The organism is Acidobacteriota bacterium (assembly GCA_020349885.1).
In the GTDB taxonomy this organism is placed as follows: domain Bacteria; phylum Acidobacteriota.
The window spans coordinates 47,241-69,790 of the sequence record CP070701.1 but is presented as its reverse complement, the minus strand read 5'-3'; the positions used below and the strand labels follow the sequence as shown (position 1 = coordinate 69,790).

General features: G+C 61.9%; 20 protein-coding genes and 1 tRNA gene. 4 read left to right on the top strand and 17 right to left on the bottom strand.

Features of this window, described 5'->3' with window-relative positions; genetic code table 11:
- Nucleotides 1–51: 51 nt before the first annotated feature.
- Nucleotides 52–210, bottom strand: coding sequence for an SDR family oxidoreductase (locus tag JSV08_00355; GenBank protein UCF80913.1), 159 nt, complete (start codon nt 208–210; stop codon nt 52–54).
- Nucleotides 211–352: 142 nt separating this feature from the next.
- Here JSV08_00355 and JSV08_00350 point away from each other — a divergent pair, with 142 nt between their 5' ends.
- Both JSV08_00350 and JSV08_00345 read left to right on the top strand, forming a co-directional pair.
- Nucleotides 353–2,029 carry an acyl-CoA dehydrogenase family protein gene (locus JSV08_00350; protein UCF80912.1) on the top strand — a complete coding sequence of 559 codons (1,677 nt, stop codon included), beginning with the start codon at nt 353–355 and terminating at the stop codon, nt 2,027–2,029.
- Nucleotides 2,026–2,433, top strand: a complete 408-nt coding sequence (locus JSV08_00345) for a RidA family protein (GenBank protein ID UCF80911.1) — start codon at nt 2,026–2,028, stop codon at nt 2,431–2,433. The genes JSV08_00350 and JSV08_00345 overlap by 4 nt, the downstream gene beginning before the upstream one ends.
- 48 nt (nt 2,434–2,481) lie before the next feature.
- Here the strand turns inward: JSV08_00345 and kbl are convergent, their stop codons facing one another.
- From kbl to JSV08_00270, 15 genes are all read right to left on the bottom strand, one after another.
- Complete coding sequence (kbl, locus tag JSV08_00340) at nt 2,482–3,714, bottom strand: glycine C-acetyltransferase (protein ID UCF80910.1); 1,233 nt, start codon at nt 3,712–3,714, stop codon at nt 2,482–2,484.
- Nucleotides 3,715–3,758: 44 nt separating this feature from the next.
- A complete protein-coding gene (locus JSV08_00335; protein UCF80909.1) occupies nt 3,759–4,841 on the bottom strand; it encodes an alcohol dehydrogenase catalytic domain-containing protein in 1,083 nt (360 codons plus the stop codon).
- A 74-nt stretch (nt 4,842–4,915) separates the two neighbouring features.
- Complete coding sequence (locus JSV08_00330; protein ID UCF80908.1) at nt 4,916–5,884, bottom strand: hypothetical protein; 969 nt, start codon at nt 5,882–5,884, stop codon at nt 4,916–4,918.
- Nucleotides 5,877–7,466: a transglutaminase domain-containing protein gene (locus JSV08_00325; protein UCF80907.1), complete on the bottom strand. Its 1,590-nt coding sequence runs from the start codon at nt 7,464–7,466 to the stop codon at nt 5,877–5,879. The genes JSV08_00330 and JSV08_00325 overlap by 8 nt, the downstream gene beginning before the upstream one ends.
- Nucleotides 7,467–7,503: 37 nt before the next feature.
- Nucleotides 7,504–10,215 (bottom strand): hypothetical protein, encoded by a 2,712-nt coding sequence (locus tag JSV08_00320; GenBank protein ID UCF80906.1) that lies wholly within the window; start codon nt 10,213–10,215, stop codon nt 7,504–7,506.
- A 281-nt stretch (nt 10,216–10,496) separates the two neighbouring features.
- Nucleotides 10,497–12,413, bottom strand: coding sequence for a hypothetical protein (locus tag JSV08_00315; GenBank protein ID UCF80905.1), 1,917 nt, complete (start codon nt 12,411–12,413; stop codon nt 10,497–10,499).
- A 127-nt stretch (nt 12,414–12,540) separates the two neighbouring features.
- Nucleotides 12,541–14,550 carry a Na+/H+ antiporter NhaC family protein gene (locus tag JSV08_00310; protein ID UCF80904.1) on the bottom strand — a complete coding sequence of 670 codons (2,010 nt, stop codon included), beginning with the start codon at nt 14,548–14,550 and terminating at the stop codon, nt 12,541–12,543.
- Entirely contained in the window at nt 14,534–15,628 is a 1,095-nt protein-coding gene (gene recA / locus JSV08_00305) for a recombinase RecA (protein ID UCF80903.1), read from the bottom strand. The genes JSV08_00310 and recA overlap by 17 nt, the downstream gene beginning before the upstream one ends.
- A gap of 93 nt (nt 15,629–15,721) precedes the next feature.
- Nucleotides 15,722–16,150: an archease gene (locus tag JSV08_00300; protein ID UCF80902.1), complete on the bottom strand. Its 429-nt coding sequence runs from the start codon at nt 16,148–16,150 to the stop codon at nt 15,722–15,724.
- A 120-nt stretch (nt 16,151–16,270) separates the two neighbouring features.
- Nucleotides 16,271–16,342, bottom strand: a tRNA-Cys gene (locus JSV08_00295).
- A gap of 34 nt (nt 16,343–16,376) precedes the next feature.
- Nucleotides 16,377–17,327 (bottom strand): 4-hydroxythreonine-4-phosphate dehydrogenase PdxA, encoded by a 951-nt coding sequence (gene pdxA, locus JSV08_00290; GenBank protein UCF80901.1) that lies wholly within the window; start codon nt 17,325–17,327, stop codon nt 16,377–16,379.
- 118 nt (nt 17,328–17,445) lie between these two features.
- Nucleotides 17,446–17,964, bottom strand: coding sequence for a hypothetical protein (locus tag JSV08_00285; protein UCF80900.1), 519 nt, complete (start codon nt 17,962–17,964; stop codon nt 17,446–17,448).
- A 258-nt stretch (nt 17,965–18,222) separates the two neighbouring features.
- Nucleotides 18,223–18,900 (bottom strand): 7-cyano-7-deazaguanine synthase QueC, encoded by a 678-nt coding sequence (queC, locus tag JSV08_00280; protein UCF80899.1) that lies wholly within the window; start codon nt 18,898–18,900, stop codon nt 18,223–18,225.
- A 16-nt stretch (nt 18,901–18,916) separates the two neighbouring features.
- Entirely contained in the window at nt 18,917–20,017 is a 1,101-nt protein-coding gene (locus JSV08_00275; protein ID UCF80898.1) for a mechanosensitive ion channel, read from the bottom strand.
- Entirely contained in the window at nt 20,014–20,808 is a 795-nt protein-coding gene (locus JSV08_00270) for an MBL fold metallo-hydrolase (GenBank protein UCF80897.1), read from the bottom strand. The genes JSV08_00275 and JSV08_00270 overlap by 4 nt, the downstream gene beginning before the upstream one ends.
- Before the next feature lie 261 nt (nt 20,809–21,069).
- Here JSV08_00270 and JSV08_00265 point away from each other — a divergent pair, with 261 nt between their 5' ends.
- Together JSV08_00265 and JSV08_00260 are read left to right on the top strand one after the other, a co-directional pair.
- Nucleotides 21,070–21,456, top strand: a complete 387-nt coding sequence (locus JSV08_00265) for a hypothetical protein (protein UCF80896.1) — start codon at nt 21,070–21,072, stop codon at nt 21,454–21,456.
- 157 nt (nt 21,457–21,613) lie between these two features.
- Nucleotides 21,614–21,757, top strand: a complete 144-nt coding sequence (locus JSV08_00260; GenBank protein UCF80895.1) for a hypothetical protein — start codon at nt 21,614–21,616, stop codon at nt 21,755–21,757.
- A gap of 156 nt (nt 21,758–21,913) precedes the next feature.
- Here the strand turns inward: JSV08_00260 and rsmG are convergent, their stop codons facing one another.
- A complete protein-coding gene (gene rsmG / locus JSV08_00255; GenBank protein UCF80894.1) occupies nt 21,914–22,540 on the bottom strand; it encodes a 16S rRNA (guanine(527)-N(7))-methyltransferase RsmG in 627 nt (208 codons plus the stop codon).
- Nucleotides 22,541–22,550: the final 10 nt, after the last annotated feature.

The following is a 22,550-nucleotide window of genomic DNA, read 5'->3' as shown; positions in this document are numbered from 1 at the left end:
AGAAACGCGCGCGGAATGCCTCCCAGCTTTTCGCCAACGCCGTCCCCCGCCTCAGGCTCCCATGATGAAATAACCCGCGTCCACGGCAGGCACCCGCCCCGTGATGCCGCCGGCATGAGGGCTCGACAAAAAGAGCGCCCCGTGCGCCGCCTCTACGTGGGTGATGCCGCGCCGCAGGGGAGCACGCCTATCAGAGTGGTTTTCAATCATGTGCGTAAAGCCTGGAAGCGTACAGCCGTATTGTAGCAAAAGCCGCATGGGGCGGCAATACGCCGCGCATGACCGGCCCGCGCGCCGGGTTGCCTTCCCATAAGCGTTCTTTTATACTTGCCGCTAACGGAGCCTGCGCACGATGACAGAAAACCTGAGCTTCGCCAAAAGCCTCTTTCTGGGACGCGTTCCCGAAGACGAGATCTTTCCCTTCCCCGAGCTCCGCGAGGACGAGCGCGAGAGCCTTCCCGTGCTCCTCGAGTCCCTGAGAAAATTTCTCGGCGAGAAGGTGGACGCCGTCCGCATCGACAGGGAAAAGACCGTCCCCGAGGAAGTGCGCCGGGGCCTCGGCGAGCTCGGAATCCTCGGAATGACGTTTCCCGAGGAATTCGGCGGCTTCGGCATGTCCCAGACGGCCTTCTGCCGGGTGTGCGAGGAGCTCGCCACGACGTGCGCCTCGACGGGAATCTTCGTGGGCGGGCACAGCTCGATCGGCTCCAAGGCGCTCGTCCTTTACGGCACGAAAGAACAGAAGGAGAAATTTCTTCCCAAGCTGGCTACCGGCGAATGGGTCGCGTGCTACGCGCTCACCGAGCCCGAGGCGGGAAGCGACGCCATGAGCATGCGCACGACGGCCCGTCTCTCGGACGACAAAACCCACTACGTGCTCAACGGCTCCAAGCAATGGATTACGAACGGCGCATGGGCCGACGTGTTCACCATATTCGCGCGCGTGGAGGGCGAGGGTGCCGACGGCCGCATCGGCTGCCTGATTCTCACCAAAGACATGGAAGGGCTCGTCGTCGGCAAGAACGAGGACAAGCTCGGCCTCAGGGGGTCGTGCACGACCTCTCTCACGTTCGAAGACGTCCGCGTGCCCGTGGAAAACCTCGTCGGCCGGGTGGGCGAAGGCTTCAAGATCGCCCTCGACGTCCTCACCTACGGCCGCATGAGCCTCGGGGCAAGCTGCATCGGCGCGGCGCGGCGCATGATCCGGGAGGCGGCCCTGCACGCCGCGCAGCGCAAGCAGTTCGGACGCCCCATCGCCGAGTTCGAGATGATCCAGGAAAAACTCTGGCGCATGGCGATGGGCGTGTACGTGCTCGAAAGCGCCGTCTACCTCACGTCGGGGCTCTGTGACGGGGGAGCGGAGGATTTCCAGATGGAGTCCGCCGTGTGCAAGACCTACGGCTCGGAGGCGCTCTGGGACGTCATCAACGACGCCGTGCAGACCGTCGGCGGAAACGGCTACATGACGGAATATCCCTACGAGCGGTTCCTCCGCGACGCCCGGATCAACCTGATTTTCGAGGGAACGAACGAGATCCAGCGGCTCCTGATCGCCACCCTGGGGCTGCAGGAAGTGCGCAGGGCCGTCCGCAGGGCCTCGAAGGGCGCGGAAACGAGCGGCGCGGGCGGGAAAACCGCGGCCCTGTCAAAGCCGCACGCCGCGCTCCGTGACGAGGCCGGCGTCGTGGCGGAATTCGCGGAGGTGCTGGCGAAAAAGAGCGAAGCCCTGGTTCAGCGCCTCGGAAAGGAGATCCGCGAGCGTGAAATCCTTCAGGAACGCTTCGCCGATATGCTCATCGACCTCTACTGCCTCTCAGCGACGCTGTCGCGCGTGACGCGCTCCGTCGAGCAAAAGGGCGAAAAGGAGGCCGCCGATGAGATTCTCATCGCCAAGACGTTCGCGCGCGAGGCGCGGCACCGGTTTCTACGAAACGCCGCCGCCCTCGACGAGCATGACGACGAGTCCCGCCTCAACGTGGCGCGCCGCGTGGTGGACGCCGCCGACTATCCCTGGAGTCACGTGAGATGAGCCGCGACAAGAAGCACGAGAAACGCGTCATCTCCACCCCGGAAGCGCCCGCCGCCATCGGCCCCTATTCTCAAGCGGTCGAGGTCGGCTGCTTCGTGTTCCTATCGGGCCAGATCCCGCTCGACCCGGCGACCGGAGAGCTCGTCTCGGGAGGCATTAAAGACGAGACGCGCCGCGTGATGGAGAACCTGAAGGCGGTGCTCGCCGCGGCGGGGCTCACGTTCGCCGACGTCGTCAAGACGACGATCTACGTGACCGACATTGGCGATTTCGCCGCGGTGAACGAGGTCTACGGCTCCTACTTCAAGGAGGAGCCGCCCGTGCGCGCCACGGTGCAGGTCGCGGCGCTTCCGAAGGGGGCGAGAGTCGAGATTGACGCGGTGGCGCTGCGGGGAGGGAAGTAGCTTAGAAGACAGCGTTTGCTATTAAGCAGCTGATTTCCTCTTCCATCGTCAGCTACTCACCACCCCGAATTTTTTCCCCACCTTCACGAACGCCCCGACGGCGCGGTCGAGGTGCTCCTTTTCATGCGCGGCGGATATCTGCACCCGGATGCGCGCAGCGCCGCGCGGCACCACCGGGTAGGAGAATCCGATGACGTAGATGCCCTCTTCGAGAAGCGCCGCCGCCATGTCCTGCGCGAGCTTCGCGTCCCCTCCCTCGTAGGTATTTTGAAATTCCCCCAGCATGACGGGCACGATGGGGTGCACGCCCTCGCGGACGGGAAAGCCCGCGTCGGTCATGGCCCGGCGAAATATTTTCGTGTTCTCCTCGAGCTTGTCACGAAGGGCGGTCGACTCCCGCAGCAAATCCACGACCTCGATGGAGGCGGCAACGAGCGCCGGGGCCAGGGTGTTCGAGAAAAGGTAGGGGCGCGAGCGCTGGCGGAGAAGCGAGATGATTTCCCTGCGCCCCGTCGTGAAGCCGCCCGAGGCGCCCCCCATGGCCTTCCCCAACGTGCTCGTGAGAACGTCGACGCGCCCCTCGACACCGCAGAGCTCGGGCGTGCCGCGCCCGTGCTCACCCATGAAGCCCGTCGCGTGCGAATCGTCCACCATGACGAGCGCGCCGTATTTTTCCGCCAGGTCGCACACGTCCTTCAGCAACGCCACGTCGCCGTCCATCGAGAAAACGCCGTCCGTGGCCACGAGGCGCGTGCGCTTATTGCGGGTCTCCTTGAGGTGGCGCTCGAGGTCGTCCATGTCGAGGTGCTTGAAGCGGCGGCGCTCGGCCTTGCAGAGGCGAATGCCGTCGATGATGGAGGCATGGTTCAGCGCGTCCGAGATGACGGCGTCCTCGGCGCTCAGGAGCGTCTCGAAGAGCCCGCCGTTCGCGTCGAAGCAGGACGTGTAGAGAATCGTGTCGTCGGTCCGCAAAAATTCCGAGAGTCGCTCTTCGAGCGTCTTGTGCATATCCTGCGTGCCGCAGATGAAGCGCACCGACGCGAGGCCGAGTCCGTGCGACGCGAGGCCGCGCTCCGCGGCGGCGAGGAGGCGCGGGTGGTTGGCAAGCCCGAGGTAATTGTTCGCGCAGAAGTTGAGAACCTCGCGCTCGCCCTCGGGTGTCTCGACGCGAATTCCGGCCCCCTGCGGCGAGGTAAGGACGCGCTCCTCCTTCCAGAGGCCCCCGGAGCGGATTTCCCTCAGGGTTTCCTGCAATCTGTCTTCGACTTTTTCCTCGAGCATCGCTCTTCCTTCCTTCTGAATTCCCCGAACTCCCTGAACTCTCTCTACGGCTTCCCTCCCGGATAGACCACGACCTTGAGCGAGCGGCCGTCGTTGAAGGTCTCCATGGCCTCGAGAAATTTCTCCAGCCCCTCGAACTCGCCCGTCACGACGTGCTCGACGCGCAGGCCGCCCTCGAAAAGCGCGAGCATCCGGTGCCATGTCTCGAACATCCTGCGCCCCACGATCCCCTTGAGCGTGAGCCCCCGCCAGATGACGTCGCTGTAATAGCGCCCGATCGTGACGCGCGGGTCCTTGGGAAGCCCCAGGAGCGCGGCGACGCCCCCCGGGCGCAGCATGCGGAAGCCGTCGTTGATGGCCCGCGGGTCGCCGGACATCTCCCACAGGAGGTCCGTGCCGCCGCCCGTCGACTCGCGGATCGCGGCCACGGCCTCGTCGCCCCCCTGCGACGTGTCGTAGATGTACACGTGCTCCGCGCCGGTGGATTTCTTCCACTCGCGCGCCCTCTCGAGGGCGAACGGAGCAATTTCCGTGATGTGAACGGCGCCCGCGCCGCCCATGTGGGCGATGGAGGCCGCCATCGCGCCGATGGGGCCGTAGCCGGTGACGGCGACGCTCCGCCCCGTGAAGGGAAACTCGAATGCCACGTGTACGGCGTTTCCGAGGGCGTCGAGAAAGGCTCCCACGCGCGGCGGGATCAGAGTCCGGTCGAGCTTCAGGACGTTGCGCGCCGGCACCTTGACGTACTCGGCAAAGCACCCGTCGTCGTGAATGCCCAATATCTTGGTTTCCTGGCAGACGTGTCCCTGCCCCGTGCGGCAGAGATAGCAGCTGCCGCAGGTGACGTGCATCTCGGCGGACACGTAGTCGCCGACCGCGAGATGCTTCTTCACGTGTGGGCCCAGCTCGGCCACCTCACCGCAGAACTCATGGCCGTAGACACGGGGCGGCTTGATGTACTCGTCCATTCCGCCGGTCCAGTTGTAGATGTGGCGGTCGGAGCCGCAGAGGCCGCTCGCAAGCACCTTCACGACCACCTCACCCCTTCCGGGCTTCGGGGCGGGCACGTCGCGCAACTCGGTGCCTTCCCGTCCCCCGACGGGCTTGGCCTTGACGATCGCCTTCATCTGCTGAAACACTCCAATACTTTCCGCCCCCCCCCTGAGCGTACTGAACTCTCTGAACCCCTTGAAACCCCTCCCTAGAACCGCTTGATCCGCTCGACCACGCCGTCGCGCAGGAAGACGAGCACGGACGAGTGGTCGGAAAATTCGTAGAACCATTTTTCCACGACGACGTCGCCCTCGAACGAGACGTCGCGCTCAAGCGGCTCCCCGAACTGCTCGACAAGCTCCTGCTTGCTCATCCCGGTGGCAAGCGTCGGCCCGTCCACGATTCCTTCCGATTCGTCGCCGGCCGGCTGCTCGTCGGCTTCCGAAGGCGCCGCGTCGTCAGAAGAAGGCGGCGGCGGGGGGCGGCGCTCCGTCTCGGCGGGCTCCGGAGCTTCCTGGGTTGCAGGCGCGGCATCGTCAAAAGAAGGCGGCGGGGGGCGGCGCTCCGTCTCGGCAGGCTCCGGTGCTTCTTGGGGTGCAGGAGCGGGTGTGGTGGGCCGCTTCACGACGTAGGCGGGCGCGGGCTCAGCAGGCGGCTCGACGAACTCAAACAACTCCTCGAACAAACCCGTCAAACGCTCGACGCTCCGATACGCGCCGGGCGTCTCTCCCTTCGCGGGGCGGACGATGAGGCCCAGCGCGCGCGGGTCGGGTTTTTTGCCGGGCTCCCGGAGCACGAAGCGAATTTTTTCAGAGCCGACGCTCACCTCGTCCATGCGGACAACGCTTCCAGCGCGCGGGCCTTCACCCACTATGGCGGCTCGGCGCTCGATTTCGGCGAAATCCACAACGCCTCCCCTGATGACAAGGTTGCCGCGCGGCAAATCCACGCGCGGCACGACATGCTGTCCCTGGAACGCGGACACCACCTCGTTCGAGGCAGCGGATTCCGCCCCCTTATCCTTCTTGCCGAACCTAACCTCTCCCCAAACCGCGCCCGCCCCAAGCGCGGCCAGCAGCATGATGACGGCGGCAGCCGTCGCCGCCCGCCTTCCGCGGTCATTCGTAAATTCACTCCCGTTGCAGAGAAAACTTGAAATCTTCCAATAATTATTCATGGTTCACCGTGACGATCCTGATTTCCATGTTTTGAAGGAACGCAATAAACTCGCTCATAAACGCGGGGTCGATACCCTCGTCGAGCGCAGAGTCCGTGAACTTCAAATGCGTGGGATCGAGGAGCGTTTCGTCGAACATCGCATCGAGGGCATGCCACTTGTTTTCGACGAAAGCCTCCGTCCACATGTGGTAGCCGAACGCGCCGAGCACGGGCGAGTAGACGAGCCCCGCGGCCACGCGCGATGGAATGTCCACGGCGCGAAGCATGGCCGCAAGGAGCACGGCATGCTCGGTGCAGTCGCCGCGCGGATTCTCGAACACGTCCTTCGCGGAAGCGAAGCCCACTCCCAGGTCCTTCTTTTCGATACGGCGGTAGACCCAGTGCGTGAGCGCCGAGGCCTTCTCCCAGGGTCTCCTCTGGTCGCGCGTGACCTCGGCCGCGACTTTGCGCAGCGCCTCGTCGTCCGACTGAAGGTGAGGGTTCGGAGATAGGTATTTTTCCTCTGGCGGCGCCGACTCTTCCCCACGCGCCCGGGGTGGCGCTTCGGGGCGCTTCACCTCGAGCGTGAGAACCGAGCCCTTCCGGACGCGCACGGTCTGCCGGCCGTCCGGGGGAAAGGAGGGAATCTTTTCCGGGTCGCGAAAGCCGATGCGGTAGACGATGCGCGTGGCGTTGAGCGGGTTCTTCACGGGCACGTCGGGCACAAGGAGCGTCTGCGCGAGCACCTCGGCGGGCCCCGTGGGGGACATCGCGCGCTCCTTCGTGGTCCGTACCGCCTCGACCGTAGCGAGCCCCCCCATCGGAAGGAGCATCTTGTGTATACGACCCTCCTTGTCCACCCAAGCGTAGGAGACGACGCCGGGCAGAATGTCCTGCTCCACGCGCACACGCAGAAGACGCTTGCGCGCGCCCAAAAGCGAAACCTCTTCCTCTTCCTCCAGCGTGTAAGTCGTCACCATGGCGCGCTGCTGCTCGGGATTGAACACCATGTGGGAGAACGTCTTGCGGCCTTCTCGAAAGCGTTCCCGGAAGCGCCGCATCTCCTCGAAGGGCGAAAGCGTTCCCTCCTGCCAGGGAATCTCGCGCTCGTAGGACTTTCCTGCCGACGTGCCCGTGATGCGCAACACGTCGCCCTTGCGCTCGCCCGCGTAGCGCATCTCCCCGAGCGGGCCCATCTGCATCACGAACGAAAAGGTACGCAGGCCCTTGCCGGGAACTTCCCAGAGCTCCCCTCCCATCGTGACGCGAATCTCCATCTCCATGCGCGAGAGCGCCATCTCCACCCTCGTCCGGCTGCGGATCCACTCCCGCTTCCCTGAGTCGCGCCCCTGCTCGGCCACGGAATGTATGTAGCCCGCGTGCTGGCCGTTCCACGAGAGCGCGTACCAGTCCTCCTCCAGCAGCTCCGAAGGGACAAAGGAAGCCGGCGCCCGGGCGGCGGCAGGGCCGGCGAGGACGAAGACAAGGGCGGGGACGAGCGCCAGGATGAAGGAAAACCGCCGGGAAGGCCGCCCATGCTTCGGCCCAGCCGCTCCGACCAGTCGGCAGACCCGCGGGAAAATTACTCTAAAGATTTCCATTCTCTTTCTTCGGCATGCCGTGCGTACGGTTTCAGAACTACGGCTGAGCCGCTTCAACCGTCACCTCGGCCGCGAGCATCTTGAATTCGTCGAAGACCACTTCGGTCGGCTCTTTGTCAACGCGTCGCCGGAATTCGTAATCCGGTTTATCGACAAAGAACCGCACGAGCGACGAATCTTTCTTGAAGCGCAGAATGATGGGCGCGAGCACCATCTTGAATTCCTTGGGGTCCTGCCGGATGCGGCCCGTAAAAACGTAACCTCCCTTTTCGGTGTCCTTTTGCGCGCTCCACGAGAAGTGGATCTCCGCGTGGCCCGGGTCGATATACCAGTCCTCGAACCAGGCGTCGAGATTCTTGTAGAAATCGCCCATGCGGAGGAACTCGTCCCGGTGCGCCGGCGACCACTCTGATAACGGTGTTCCGTTTTCACGGTAGGTCTTAAACGGATCGCCCTTCACATATTCGAAGATGACCTTCCTGACGGTGTCAATGAAGTCGGGCGTCACGGGCTGTTTCCCCGCGAAATCTTTCATAAACCGCTGCAGAAGCGCCTGGAAAAGCTCTGGGCCGAGGATGCTACGGAGCATGTGGAGAACGTAGGGGCCTTTTTGATACACCTGGGTTTCGTAGCTCGCCCCGGGAGAGTAGATGGAGCCTTGTTCGTAAGGTTTTACGTCAAGGATTCCTCCTCCTCCGTAGCCCCCTACTTTGAGCCACTGCGCCTCAGCGTCCTCGCATAGGGCCTTAAAGCCATTGGTGTTCTCCAAGTAAAGCCCCGACGCATACTCCGCAAATCCCTCGCTCAACCACGCGTCCTGTTCATAGTTGCGCATGCCCGTGATATCCGGCCACCATTCATGACCCAGCTCATGGGCAAGGAAGCCTTCGAGAAATCCGGGATCTATCCATTCAAAGTGGGCAGCAAGTTCTGTTTGACGCAGAAAAGCTTCTCCCGTAAGCTGCACCAGTCCCGGAGGCGCTTGTCCGAACCCCATAAAGAAACCCATTTGAACAATGTCCAATTCCTCGTAGCGAAAGGGCCTTTGAAAAAATTCGTTATAATAGTGAAGCATGTTGCGCGCCTTGTCCAGCATGGCGGGAAGCGCTCGTTGCTGACGGTCAAGCGCATAGACGTAAATAGTGGGATCGCCCCATTTCTTTGCGTATTCCTCTACGTTTATCTCTTCATCCTCTTCCCCTTCCTCCTCTTCCTCGTCGTCATACGCCTCGGCCCGGCTTTTCTCCTCGCCGTATAACTTCCCCGAAAGCATCTGATAGCGTCCGAAAATAATGGCGAAGAAGCTCACCGGCTTATCGAGCCGCGTATGCAGGCACTCGTAATCGGGTTCCTCCTGCCAGCGTTCTACCGTGTGCCCGGAAGCCGCAGCAATAAATTCGAAAGGCACTCTGACTTTGACATCGTAGGTGGCTTCGTTTTCCATGCCGCCTGCTTGGGGGTACCACGGGTAGGTGTTGAGAAGAGTATGCGTGGAGGGCTGGGCTGGTAAGAATTGCAAGAAATCTTGAAGAATTCTTTGCCACTCAACGGGATCGATCGAATCCGGTTTGACGATATTGTCGAGTGGCTTGATAAATTTGGCTTCGTATTCCAAAGTAATGCTGTAATCTTTTTCTATCTCCATGGTTTTTCCCATGTCCACTAAGAGTTCGTCCTTGTCGTGCAAAAAGGGAAGGGAGTTTCCCTCGGCACCCGTGCATTTCTTTATGAGAAAGGCCTTGCGCTTATCGTCTTGCCAATGTGAGAGGAAGTCGAACCTTGCGCAGCGTGCTCCCTCTCTTCGCGGCCGGATACGCATCGTCATCTTATTCTTGAGAAGCAAAGCCGCCTTCTCAACGGTGATGCCCATATCGTAATGAAAAATCTCGACGGTGCGCCTGTCTTCGTGTAGGCGCTCGCGCAGGTTCGCCGTCCAGCCGCCCTCCGCTTGTCGATAGTCTTTCCGGCGATCCCATGACACGCCTCCTTTTTCAATCACTTGCTGGCGTCCATAGGCCGCTTCATAGGAGATGCGCCCCGCACGGCACTCGCGCTCGAAGTCCGGATTAAATAGAAACCGCACCCATTGAAAATCCTTGGTGTTCGCCCGGAATTCGAAATACTCGTTAGTGAAATTGTTCAAATGGCGCCATACCATAGTTCTCACGGGAATCTCCCTCCAGTCCGGAGGGCCCGCTTGCTGCGCAAAAAGCTCCTGCGCGCGCTCGCTGTGCTTTTCGAGAAGCCCGCCTTCCGTAACCGCCGCCACTTCCGAGCCGGGTATCTTGAACTTTCCGGAAAGAAGCTCGTAATTGACCGGCGCCTTAATGTCCGGCGGCACCACAAGGAAGGCTTCCGTAAAAGGCTGGCCCTTGATTCCCTTCCTTGAGGGGTCCTCACTCTCCCGCCCCCAGAGGATATTTCTGAATTGCATGTCTTTGACGGGCTCGGGGATGCGTAGAGTCATCTCCCCCTTGCCCAAGAAAACGGCGGCGTAGAACTGGCCGCCGATCTTGTTTGAAAAGAAAATGATTCCGTCCTCGAGCTTCGCGGAGAAGCTGTCGTGCTCGAGCAGAAAATTCTTGACGGCGAAGCCCTGGGAGGTATCGAGAGAAATTTCGTTGAACTCGCCGTAGAGGCGCTCCAGGTCGCTCTTGGCCCCTTCCTGAGCGGGCGTGGAAAAGGCCGCCAAAACGACGGCGGCGGCAAAAAGGATACCGGTTCGGCAAAGCATGCGTTTGCGAATCATCGTTGTCTCCTTGCTTATGGTGTCTATGTCTAGGAACGGCACGCGACTATGGTAGCCGATGGGACGGGCGTTTTCAACGCATCTTGCCGCGATAAAGCATTAGAAAGAAAATTTTCATCGCAGGGCTTGTTTGCCAGGCCTTTACTCTTTTGCTCCCGGAATCATTATACTACGAGGAGCACGAAACATTCTGCGCTTGCTTGCGAGCCGTGCCCTTATAGGCAAAAAACGTTGCCAACCTTATGAGCAACCGTCAAATGTTTTCCGCTCTCCGCAATGCATCAGGGGAAATCGATCTTTATCAAATGCAGGGGTTCTCCTTTGTAAATATACGTGCGAAGAGGCGTGGCCCTGGATTCGGGCACTGTTTTCTGAAAATGCTCCGCTACCCGAAAAGGCACCAGGAGGAAATCCGGTCGCCAATCCAAGCATTTCTCACGCGAGAGTTTTTCAAGCGAAGCGTCGTGTCGGCCTCTCAGCATACCGGTTAGATAAAATAGATCGGGAGGGGTATCGTAAAGCGCGAAATAGCCTTCACGGTGCAAGGGGTAGTTTAAGCGCGCCAAGGTTACGACGCGACTTAAAGGAGGAATATACATTTTCGCGTCTTGCACGATGGCCTCGGCTTCATGGGCCACCCAAACATGGGTCTGCTTTCTTGCGATGCGATGCGCACCATGGAGAACAGGCGTCAGCGTCACAAACACCGCTAAGGCGACATATCCCAGAGTCCGAAGGCGGCGAGAAGCAACTCTTGCCTCCAAGACATCCGCCAAAAATCGTCCGGCAAACAGATACGCCAGATAGAGGGAGATCTGCGAGAACCGCTGCATATCGAACGAGGTTTGCCCCCACGTGAAAAACGCCGGAACAAGCAACCCGATCCAGCACATCGTATAGATCAGCTGTCGGAATGAATCTCGCCCCGGCCATAAGAAGTATGGGAACAACAGAAACAGAGGGCCGAATTCCAACAACAAAACGCGCCAGAGCGTGGGAGAAAAGGCATGGCCGTATCCCGTGTACGCGGGCACCCCGGGCGGCCATATTATGTTAAAGTGCTTGACCGATTGCATCTCAGGCACCAATTCCCCCGAACCTTGGATCAGCGCGCGGGCGGCGTAAGTGGGCATACCTCCCTGCCCCAGACATAGAAGCAGCGATAGCAGCAAGAACGCCCCCAAAACCACAACCTTCGTAAGAGGCATATGCCCCTTAAGCCAATCCTTCAATCCTACCAAAACGATTGCCGCCCCTGTGATTATGGGCACCTCCTCAGCAAGCAGCCCAAACGAAGCCATAATGCCCACCAGGAGCAAGGCCTGTCCTGCAGGCCAGGGCTTGCGGGTGTCCCAGAATCGATGCAACATCCACAAGAACGTCGGCAGCACTGCATAGGCCATGGCAGGCGCCCGGCGCAGGAATGAATTGGAATAAGAAAGCACGGAAATGGGCCCCAAGACCTCGGGAAGCCACTCCAAAAAAAATCCCGTAAAATACAATAAGCCGCAAATTCCAAGAGGGCCGTATCCGAAAAAATAAAAAAGCAATCCCATAATTTGAGCCTTTCGCCGGGCGGAAAAATAAACTTTCACGAAATTGACCGCCGACAGTACCGCGCCCAACATGATCCACGTTAAGCACAGGTCCTCCACGATGTTTATATCCCAAGACGTCGCGCGAAAGGGAAAGGCCGCGAAAAGTGCGAAGCCATAATGGTAGAAAAGAGAGAGGTCTGGTTGAAAGGGAAACATCGCCGGAAAATTCCCCATGCTAATGGTCGCCAATTGCGCATGGTGGGCCTCTGCATCATGCCTGGTCGTAAAGAAGGCAATCGCCGCAAGGAACCCCACGATGAGAATCCCCGCAAACAGGACCCCGTATTGCTGATTCCTCTTTGCCCCCGTCTTTTCCTGTAGACGGCGCCAAATGGCCCTGGTTTCTTCACGAAATTTTCCAGAAGCCATCCAGGCCAAAGCAAAGACAGCGAATCCCATTGCAGGTGCGGCCCACATGCCGCCTTCCACGCCTATCCCGTAACACAATCCATTAAGCAAAAATACGGATAGCGCGTTTCCAACGGCGACGCTTCCGTAAAGGACAGGAAGATTTTTAGAGTGAACGGGACGGTATGTTAAAACGACCGCCGTGAAGCCAACAAGAAAGATTGAAGAAAAGAACAAAATGAAGTACACCATACCCCTTCCTTTTCACAACCGCTTTTTGACCGCCTCGAGGAGCATCTTCTCTTTGTTCTCGGTTTTTTCTGAAAAAGGCACCTGCAAGCCGTCCGGGGCAAAGCCCCAACCGCGCCGCCTAAACCCGTCAGCGTGCCACGGGCTTTCCCGCAAGATAGACCACCGCCGCGAGAACGGCGGCGCCCACCACGAGGCTCACGTAGACGGGGACGCCTAAGCCAACGGGAAGGTAGCCGATAAAGGCGGCGACGCCCGCGACCGTCAGCGCGTAAGGGATCTGGGTGCGCACGTGGTCAATGTGGTCGCAGCTCGAGGCCATGGAGGACAGGATGGTCGTGTCGGAAATGGGGGAGCAGTGGTCGCCGAACGTGGCGCCCGACAGAATGGCCGCGATGGTGGCATAGAGGATCGGCGCGGCCCTCTCGGGCGAAACGCCCCCCTCTCCGATGAACACGCACGCCATGGGAATAGCCACGGGGAACAAAATGGCCATCGTGCCCCACGAGGTGCCCGTGGCGAACGAGATGCCCGCGGCCAAAAGAAAGACGAGCAGCGGCAGCAGGCTCGGCGGCAGGACGTCGCGGCAGACTTCCACCAGATAGCTTCCCGTCAGCATCTCGCCCTTGCACAAGGCCCCCAACGACCATGCCAGCAGCAGGACGATGACCGCGAGCACCATGGATTTTATACCCGTCACCCACGTCCGCAGCGCCTCTTCCAGGGAAAGAATTCGCTGGGATACCGCCAGCACCACGGCGAGGAGGCCTCCGCCGAACGCCGCCCACAAGAGGACTTTGAATGAATCGGCCGCCCCGAAAATCTCCACAAATCCGACATTCTTTGCCTCGCTTCCCAGCGCCTGGCTGCCGGTGACGTAAAGCCCCACGATGGTAAATAAAATGAGCCCCCCTATAGGAACGGCCGCGTTCACCCAGCGCCGCGGCTTGCCCTCGGGGGCCTCGAGCATGGAAAGCTCCTTGTCGGAAAGCGGCACCGAGCCGGGGCGGAGCACCTCGCCCGTTGCATGGGCGCGCTCCTCGGCGCGGCGCATGGGGCCGAAATCGCGGAGCGTGGCCGCGACCACAAAAACGAAGAAAAGGGTCAGAAGACAGTAGAAGCTGTACGGGATGGAGGCGATGAAGATACCGTACACGTCCGGGGACCTGATTCCCACGCTGGCCAAGGCGCCGTCAATGGATTCCTTGTAGTCCCCGATGAGGCCCAACTCCATGCCGATCCAAAGGGAGATGATGGCCACGCATGCGACGGGGGCGGCCGTGCTGTCCACGATGTAGGAAAGCTTCTCGCGCGAGACGCGCAGGCGGTCGGTGAAGGGGCGCATGGTGTTGCCCACGATGAGGGTGTTCGCGTAGTCGTCGAAGAAGATCAAAAGTCCCAGCACCCACGTCGAAACCTGTCCCGTGCGCACGGAGCGGACGTGCCGCGACACGGCGTCCACGATTCCCTGCGTGCCGCCCGAGCGGCTTACGACCGCCACCATGCCCCCGATCATGAGAGTGAAAAAGATAACGTGGACGTGGCCGGGATCGTGGGCAACGGTGTCGAGCACGTACTTGTCCGCCACACGAAGAAGCGCCCGGAACGGGTCGAACCCCTCCACGAAGAAGGCGCCCAGGTAAATTCCGAACGCGAGGGCCATAATGACCTGGCGGAACGCGATGGCGAGCGCGATCGCCAGAATCGGCGGAAGAAGCGAAACCCAGCCGGGGAGAATCCGCGCCTCAAGCCGCTCGCCCTGCGCCGCGAGTGGGACCCTTGTGACCATCGCCTTTTCGAGCACGGCTTCGCCCTCTGCGAATTTGGCCTGCTCAATGGGAATCCTGACCGCGGGGTTTTCCGGATCGCGCCGATAGAACCCCTCCAGCGCCACCGTTCCCTGGAACGCCCCTTTCTGCATTCCGTCGCGGCGGAGGGCATGGAGCGTTATGGTCGTGGGGGCGCGTCGCAGGAGGAGCGATGGGCTGTGGAGCACGATGCGGGGCGGAGGGCACGTTTGCACCAACGGGGCCGGGGCGGGCGGCTCGGACTCGGCGGGCGCTTCCTCCTGGGCCAGCGCCCACTGAGGAAAAACCCCCAGCGCAGCAAAGGCGAGGACGAGCTTAAAAATCGTCCGCATGACTACCCGAGGCGCCCACGACGCGGGGCCTCGCCGTGCTCAGCTGCTCACGAATCTTGGACGTAAGGTCGTCCGCCACGTCGGTATTCTCCTGCAGAAAGCGCACGGCGTTCCCCCGGCCCTGTCCCAGCCGCGTCTCGCCGTAGGAAAACCAGACGCCTGCCTTTTCCACCAGGCCCAAATCCATTCCAAAGTCAATGATTTCTCCCGCGCGCGAGATGCCCTTCCCGTAAAGAATATCGAACTCCGCCTGCCGAAACGGCGGCGCCAGCTTGTTCTTGACCACCTTGACCGCGGTGCGGTTTCCGACGGTGTCCTGGCCCTCACGAATAAGGCCCTTGCGGCGCACCTCTACGCGAACCGAGGTATAGAACTTGAGGGCGCGGCCGCCCGTCGTCGTCTCCGGATTGCCGAAGAAGACGCCGATCTTTTCCCGTATCTGGTTGATGAAGATGAGGCACGTCTTGGACTTCGAAAAGATGGCGACCAGCTTGCGCATGGCCTGCGACATTAGGCGCGCATGGAGTCCCATGAAGGAGTCTCCCATTTCTCCCTCGAGTTCGGCGCGGGGCACGAGGGCCGCCACGGAATCCACGACGACGATGTCCATCGCGCCGCTCCGCAGGAGCATCTCTGCAATCTCGAGCGCCTGCTCGCCGTGGTCGGGCTGAGAGACGAGGAGCTCGTCCGTGTTGACGCCCAGCGAGCGCGCGTACACGGGGTCGAGCGCATGCTCGGCGTCCACGAACGCGGCGGCACCGCCCGCCTTGTACGCCTCCGCGATGGCGTGGAGGGCAAGCGTGGTTTTCCCGGAACCCTCGGGGCCGTAAATTTCCGCGAGCCTCCCCCGCGGGTAGCCGCCGACTCCCAGCGCATAATCAAGCATCAGCGAGCCCGAGGGGATGCTCGGAACCTCCACGCGCACGTCGTCGCCGAGGCGCATGATGGAGCCTTTGCCGAAGCGCTTCTCAATCTGGGAGACGGTCGTCTCGACAACCTTCTTATGTTTATCGCCCGTCGCGGCCGGCGCGCCGCGCTTTTCCGAAGCTTTCGCCTTTTCGGCTGCGGGGGTGGTCATGTGGGCTCCTTTCGCAGAAGCATGTCCATATACGAGTTTTGCCGATAGAAAAGGGATTATAGCATGAGACGTGGAAGAAGGCTACGGCCGGCCCTACACGTCAAAGAGCACGGTGGCCTTCCAGCTCTTCTTTCTCACCTTTTTGAGCGTGAGCCCATGGTAGGTCACGGCCTTAATGTCGCGCAGGACGGTGTGGCGTTGCGGGTCGAGCGTTTCCCCCCTCACCGAGGCGTGCAGCGTCCGCTCCTCTATGTTATGCACCTCGACGCGGCCTCCCACAAGGCGCTGCGTCTGGTAAAGGTAGTTGAGCTCCTGGAGAAAGCGCACAAAAAGCGCCTCGATGTCGTGTGCGCGGATCGAGAGCTCGACGGTCTGGCGCGTGCGCACGTCGCCGCCCTTGACCAGAAGGGCGTAGAAACCCGCCGCCGCGTTCTCGAAAAGCTTTCTCAGGGTCTGGCCATGCGCTTCCAGACCGATGTCGGCGGTGTGGTCCAACACTCGGTATGGCTTTCTCTCCGCCATAGCGTGCCTCATGATACACATGAGGACACGGCTTGCAAGTTACCCATGGGGCTCCGGCAAGGAAGCAAAAAAAGGGGGAACAAAAGCCCTTGACGGCCTCGGCGGTTTAGGGGAGGAGAGAGGCGGCGGCCGGACTCGAACCGGCGAATGAGGGTTTTGCAGACCCTTGCCTTACCACTTGGCTACGCCGCCTATATACCACTCTATCCGCGCACCGCCGACGTTGTCAATTGCGTTCGGGCCGAGATACCCTCCTCTGGGCGATCCGGGCCGCAAGCAGCACGGCCTCACGCATGCCCCGGTCGTCCGCACGTCCCGTGCCGGCCAGCTCGCAGGCAACGCCGTGGTCGGGCGACGTGCGCACGAAGGGGAGACCGAGCGTGAGGTTCACATAACGGAAAAGCCCCTGGGCCTTGGAGGCGATAAGTCCCTGGTCGTGGTACAAGGCGAAAACCACGTCGAAGTTTCGGGCTTTCGCCTGAAGGAAAATCGTGTCGGGCGCAAAGGGCCCTTCCGCGCGGACGCCGCGGGCGCAGGCTTCTCGGACGGCCGGCGCAACGGTGCGCTCCTCCTCGGCCCCCAATAGCCCGTCCTCGCCGGCGTGGGGATTAAGGCCCGCCACGGCGATGCGCGGCACGCGCCCGAAAAGGCGCGGATATTCCCTGGCGAGAAAAAGAAGGTTCTGCACGAGGCGGCGCTTCGTAACCTGCCGAAGGGCTTCCCGAAGCGGCAGGTGCACCGTATGGAGCGCCACCGCCGGGCCGTGCCGCTTCACGAAAATCATCATGGTGCGCCGCGTTCCCGTCCGGTGCGTGAGATAGTCCGTATGGCCGCTGGTGCGATGCTTCGAGCGGCGGAACGCGGCTTTCGCCATGGGAGCCGTAACCAGCGCGTCGGCCTGCCCGCCGAGCACGAGGGCTGCGGCGGCGTTGAGGGCATGGATCGCCTCGCGGCCCGTTGCGAGGGAAGGCGCCCCCGGACGAAAAGCGAAATTTTTGCCCGTCGGATGGAGCGTGCGGGGGAGCGGCAATTTGAGCCTTCGCGCGTACCGGGCAAAGACCGCGCGGTTGCCGACCAAAATGAGCTTGGCGCGCCTGCAAACGTCGGAGCGGGCGGCCACACGCAACAAAAGCTCGGGCCCGATGCCCGCGGGCTCGCCCATGCTCAGCGCCAGCACGGGCCGGCTCCGACCCCCGGCTTTTCCGTCGGGGGAGGGCAAGCCCCGACTTTGTCGGGGCAAGCGCTTGAGAGCGGCCGGTCCACCCTCCGTAGCAGAGCTACTGCGGAGGACGGGCCTACTGCGCCTCCCGGGGTTGTTTGGCACGCCGCGTGCGCCGCTGCTTCTTGGGTGGCTCGGGTGCCTCCTCGTCGGTGTGCTCCGCCTCCCCGGTGTGCTCCGCCTCATCCTGCACCTCCGCACCGGCGCCGTCCTCGCTTTTGTAGAGGTACTTGATGTTGCGCTTGGGCACAACCAGGTTCGGCTGCCCGTCGCGCACCAGCTTGATGGCGTCGCGGTCGTACCACTCGATGACGCCGTAGAGGGTCTCGCCGTCAAGCAACTGCACCGCCATGAGGGTGCGGCTCTTCATCTGCTTGAGGTAGTAAAAGCTCTCGGCGAAGGTCAGGTCAAAGGGCAGGCGCCGCGGGCGGCTGCTCTGGTGGTGCCGCTGCTGCTGCCCTTGATGGCCTTGGGAACGGGAAAAGGACGCGCTCCCTCCTCTGCCGCCTTGTGTCTGCGCCGGCGGGCGGGGCGGGGGCGGCGGCTCCTCCCTGGCCTGCGTTAAATTGGGGCGAATTAGGCGTCTCGTATTCACGGTATTGCCACGCTCCTTACATCCATGGATGTTTTCTTTTCGCTTGTCGCAGAGGGTCGTCCCACGAACGATCCCCCTCTTTGCGGAAACAGGTTAGCATGGCCGGAGAGAAAAAGTCAAATGGGCGAATTGCCGATGTGCCCCCCCGTTCTCGCAAGTTCGTTCTGAATTTGCCCGATCCCGACGCAGGCGTCGGGTTTTGTCAAGGCAGAATAAAACACCGCACCAGCGGGACGGGGCGAGACGCGCGGAGGAGCGTTACTTCGCGTAGCGGACGGGATCCTCGACGCCCGCCTCGCGGAACCCCTTCAAGCGAAGGCGGCAGGCGTCGCACGCGCCGCAGGCGGCGCCGCGAGGCGCGGGGTCGTAGCAGGAGCGCGTCAGCGAAAAATCCACGCCCAGGCGGAGCCCCAGGCGCACGATTTGCGCCTTGCTCTTCCTCAGAAGCGGCGCGCGGATGCGGAATTTTCCCCTGCCCTCGACGCCCGCCTTGGTGGCGAGGTTCGCCGTGCGCTCGAAGGAGCGAAGGTACGCGGGGCGGCAGTCGGGGTAGCCGCTGTAGTCGACGACGTTCGCGCCGATGAAGATGTCGAACGCCTTGCGCGTCTCGGCGTAGGTGAGCGCGAGCGACAGGAAGACCGTGTTGCGCGCGGGAACGTAGGTGGCGGGAATGCCGCGCGTGCTTTTCCTCCGCCCGGGGACGGCGATATTTCCAGTCAGAGCAGAGCCGCCGAAGGCCCTCAAATTTACGGGAAGCACGAGGTGCTCGCGGACGCCGAGGGCCTTCGCAACGCGGCGCGCCGCACGCAGCTCCGCCGCATGGCGCTGACCGTAGCGGAGCGTTAGGGCGTAAAGGGAAAAACCTTCGCGTTTCGCCGCGGCGGCCGCCACGGCCGAGTCCATGCCACCGGAGATGAGAACGACGGCGGGGGTCACGGCGTGAGAGGAATCCTCAGGAAGGCAGCTTCACATCCGACTTCCGCAGCTTCTCCAGCTCCGCGTCCTCGACGCGGTGCAACACCGTGCGGTGCGGGAACGGGATCTCGATGCCTTCCTCGGCGAAGCGCTTGTCCACGAGCGTGTGCAGGGCGTCCACGGCGGCGAAGCGGTCCCGGTAGTTCCTCACCTTGCCGAGAAGCAGGAAGTTGAGCGACGAGTCGCCGAACTCGATGAAGCGCACCACCGGCTCATCCTCCTTGTCGATGCTTTCCACCTGCCTCGCGCACTCAAGGAGCAGCCGCTTCACCTTGGCCACGTCGCTCCCGTAGGCGACGCCCACCCGCAGGCGGACGGTCTGGACGAAATCGGGGTAGCCGTAGTTGACGAGACGCTCGTTGACGAGGTCCTTGTTGGGAACGATGATGACGTTGTGGTCGAAATTCTTGATCTTGGTCGAGCGGAGCCCGATGTCCACGACGTCCCCGACGGTGCCGTCGGAGAACTCGATGCGGTCGCCGATGCGGAAGGGCTTGTCGAGCATTATCAGGAAGCCGGCGATGATGTTCGCTATCGTGTCCTGCGCCGCCAGGCCCACCGCGAGCGAGCCCACGCCGAGCGACACGACCAGGGAGGCGATGTTGAAGTGGAAATGCTGCAGAACCACCATCGCGCCGGTGAGCGCCACGAAGATGCGCCCGATCTTGTAGAGAAGCGGCAGGAACTTGTCGTCCACCTTCGACTGCGTGCGGCGGGCCAGCTCGGCCGCGTACCAGTCGAGCACCGCACGGAGAAGGCCGTGGGCGAGCATGACGCCCACGACGACGCCGATTACGTAGATGCCCCCCTCGAGGTACTGGACGGCCACGGGGTGAATCCTGTCGCCCAGGCGAAGCACGGCCGCGCGCACGACCAGGAGGACGACGATGAGCATCACGGGCCTGTGCATGACGGCCAGGATGGCGTCGTCGAGCTCGCTCTTGGTTTTCCGAGCTAACCGGGCGACCCAGCGGATCAGGACGAAGTCGAAGAGGCGAGCCGCAGGCCAGGCGAAGAGAACCAGGACGAGCGCCTGAAGGTACGGAGACCGCCAGAGCTCCGCAAAGTCGGCGCTCACTTACTTCTCCTTCCGTCGCGGACGGGCACAAGCTCGGAAGGCTCTTCCTGCCTCGCGACGCGGACCGTCGGCGCAAAGCCGCGCTTCTCGCACGCCCAGTCAGCCGCCTCAAGTGCCCGCGAGGCCTCGTTGTTCTGCTCGCTCAGGTGCGCGAGGAACACGTCGCGGCAGCCCTTGTGGAGAATCGACGAGAGAAGGTGCGCCCCTTGGTCGTTGGAAAGGTGACCGCGGCGGCCGCGTATGCGCTCCTTGAGCCAGGGGTCGTAGGGGCCGTTCTCGAGCATGTCGCGGTCGTGGTTGAACTCGACGACAAGGGCGTGGCAGCGGGAAAGCTCCTCCACGGCCGTGGGCGTGGGCATCCCGATGTCCGTCACGTAGCCCAAGCGCACGCCCGCCGCCTCGATGCGGAACGCGAAGGGGTCGATGGCGTCGTGCGGCACGGGAATGGGCGTCGCGCGGATTCCGCAGACGTCGACCGCCTTCCCCGCCGTAAGCGGCACGCGCGCCTGGACGTACTGAAGGGTCCTGCTGCGCTGCAGAAGCTTCTTGGAGGCGTAAACGGGAACGCGGTGTTTCGCGGCGAACCGCTCCAGGCCGGCGATGTGGTCGGAATGCTCGTGCGTGACGAGGATGCCCGCCACCGAGTCGGGACGGCGGCCGATGGCCTTGATGCGATGCTCGAGCACCCGCGGGCCGAGGCCGGCGTCAATAAGGAGCGCCGCCCCGTCGGGCGCCTCCACCCACGTGGCGTTGCCTCTGCTTCCGCTGGCGAGAACCGAGACTCGAAGCATAATAAGAATTGCCCCCCGTCATCAGTCGGGACGATGCATGATAAAGGAAACGCGAAAAGCAGGCAACTTTTCCGCGGGCCCCGGAGGGGCAGGCTGGCGAGCAAGCCCGCGACGCGTTTCGACGAAACCGAGAACGCTCCATTCCCGACTTCAAGACGGTACTCCCTACGGCAAGAGCCCGGATGACTCGACTCGGGAGGTAGCGCCGACGCAGCGGGTTGTGCTATGATGCACCGCTTTGAACTATAGGAGGATAAAGCCGTGAGCAAATTTTCCGTTTCGAACTTCAGCCAGGAAGACATTCAGATTCACGCCAAGGAAATCGAGGGAGGCGCCGAGCTCGAATTCGTCGGCGAAATCAGCATGCCGGATCCTTCCGACATCCTGTTCTCCTACATGACTCAGGTGCACCAGCAGGCCATGGAGCATGGCTTTTCCGAGGTGCGCCTGGATTTCACGAAACTCGAGTATCTCAATTCCGCCGGCATTCTGCTTTTCCTCAAATGGATCAAAATGATTCAGGACGCATCGCCCGAGCTGCGCTACACGCTGCACATCGTCTACGCGGGAGAGCGGGACTGGCAGCGCGTCGGCATCGTGACGGTGGCCAAGATGGCCGCGGGCGTCGTAAAAACCACAAAGACCTGAACCTTCTTCCAGGGAAATATGATGTTTATACATAGGTTATATACTCCTATGGTTTTTTGACGCGGTGCCGGAAGAAAAAAATTAATTTTTTACAAAAAGACTTGACTTTTTCAAAAAGAGTGTTATTCTGAAAGGCCCTAACAAAAAACGAAAGGGGGTGAATGCAAATGAAAAAGCGAGCGAAAAAGGGCGGGAGCAAAAAGAAGAAGGCAACGAAAGGGCGCGCAACACGAAAGCGCACCAAGAAAAGCGCCGCCAAGAAGAAGACAAAGAAGAAGGCGACAAAGAGAAAGGCAACTAAGAAGAAGGCAACTAAGAAAAGGAAAAGGCGCTAAGCTGCCTTTGGCAAAAAACTGAAAAGGGCGCAGTAAACACTGCGCCTTTTTCTTTTAACTCATTCTCCCGCAAACGCGGCCGCCTCTCTTCCCCCGGCGAGAAGCGGAAAGGGACGCAGCAATCAGAGGAAACGCAGCGCCGCAAGCACGGACGCGGGCGACGAAAGCGCCTTCCTCTTTATCACGGCGACGCGGCCCTCGCGGACGCAGGACGCCAGCCGCTGCGCTTTCAGGTAAGCGAGCACGACGGGCTCCTTCCCCGCAAGCGCCTTGAGCCGGGGAAGAAAAGGCGCGAGCTCGCCCACGGCGCGGAGCGCGAAAAAACGGTAGCGCGACCCGAAGCGGTCCTGGACCGCGGCTTCTTCGAGACGGCCCTCAACGACGCTCGCGTTCGTCAGGGAAAGACGCGCGACGGCCTCCCGCAGAAACGCGGCCCGCTTGGCGCGCGCTTCGAGGAGCGTCACCCGCAGCGCGGGGTGGCGCACGGCGAGCGGGAGCCCCGGAAAGCCCGCTCCGGAGCCTACGTCGAGGAGCGGGCCCGCCAGCGCGAAACCCATCTGCTCCGCGAGGAGCGACTCGACAAACAGGACGCGCGCGATGGCGGCGGGCGTTTTGAGGCCCGTCAGGTTGATGCGCGCGTTCCAGCGCGTGAGAAGAAGATAGAGGGTCTCGAACGCTTCGCGTTCGCGCTCGCCGAGGCGCAGCCTGCGCCGCTTGGCCTCTCGTGCAAGCGCGCGGGGAAATTCCATGCCGCCGCGC